Consider the following 1,238-nt stretch of genomic DNA (forward strand, 5'->3'; position numbering starts at 1 on the left):
CGGGACAGGCGCGGCCATTCTGCGTTTAAGGGAAGTCCAGGGCATCTAGAGCTGTTTGATGACCCGATTGCCCTTCACAAGCTTGCGCACGCCGTCATTCTTTCGCACCGGATTGTTGCGGAAGACGTACCACTGGCCACCCAAGCTGGGCCGTTGATAGACGACGCCATCCTTTTCGCGATGCAGAAAGCAATTAATGGCGCCGGTTCCTCGGTCGTTCTTGGAGGTCCAGAGCGCACGCATGCAGAGCTGGCCACCGCTGGTTACATACCAGTCGCCTTCGCCATAACCAGTTTGCGTTCGCGCCACGAAATGCTTCCGGCCGTGCTCGTTCTCGGGGAAGTATCCGGCTCCGTTCTTCTCCCACAGCCAGGTGCGATTGGCATAAAGGTGCTCAACCGCATCCGCCTTCATGGGAGCCGCGGCCGCAGCGAGCCTGGCGGTGTCATCGACAGCCCGCTTCGGCGCTGCGGCGGTATTGCCCGCCGAGAGGATGAGCGCGACCAGCGCCGTATTTACAATAGTAGAATGGACTGACGACATTTGCTTGTTTTCCGATAGGTGGGAGAGAGAAAGGTCCGTCCGCAAATTGCGACGACCAAGTGATGAGCGGGTCAATTCGAAGTCGGTTTAGCCGCTCCGTTGGTTTCGGTCGTCAGATTCAGCGGGTGGTCTGCCACGCGCCAGTCAGGCCGCCCGACGTTTCGCGGCCAAGGATAGACTTCCACGTCGTTGAAGTAGACCACGGCAGTCATGGCGGGGAATTCGGCATGCGGCTTGTTCGCATCCGAAGCCCAGTTCCGCACGTAGCTGTCGTTGCCTTCGTAGCCGAGCTCGGCTATGGCAATGGGCTTGCCGAAACCGGCCACGCGGTCGTAGCCCGGCTTCGTTCGCTCCACGAATGTCGTATCGTGACCGACTTCGAGCTTGTCGTATGGCTGATAGCCGAAGACTGAGAGGCCGATCACGTCGACGTATTTGTCACCCGGATAGTAGGCCTGAAGACCCTTGTCCCCTTTAGGCGACCACATGTATTTGGCATTCGGCAGGTCCTTGCGACAGACGTCAATCACGTGCCTGTAGGCCTTCACATAGCTGTCCGCATCCCAGAACGCCCAGGTGAACTGGCCGGTCTTGTCGTCCATTTCCTGCGCCCAGCGGATGGTAACCGGACTCTTCAGCTGTGCCGCCGCGGAGCAGACCGCGGACATGTTAGCATCGTAGCGACCAGCAAGAAT

General features: G+C 59.1%; 2 protein-coding genes. Both read right to left on the bottom strand.

Annotation, left to right across the window (positions count from 1 at the left end; translation table 11 throughout):
* Positions 1 to 45: 45 nt before the first annotated feature.
* Entirely contained in the window at positions 46 to 618 is a 573-nt protein-coding gene (locus tag X742_RS140465) for a DUF995 domain-containing protein (RefSeq protein ID WP_245275664.1), read from the bottom strand.
* Positions 615 to 1,238: glycosyl hydrolase (locus tag X742_RS01000000171175; protein ID WP_156939504.1), on the bottom strand; the 624-nt coding region annotated here is incomplete at its 5' end. The genes X742_RS140465 and X742_RS01000000171175, both read right to left, overlap by 4 nt.

The sequence above is a fragment of the Mesorhizobium sp. LNHC229A00 genome, from assembly GCF_000502415.1.
Classification (GTDB): Bacteria; Pseudomonadota; Alphaproteobacteria; order Rhizobiales; family Rhizobiaceae; genus Mesorhizobium.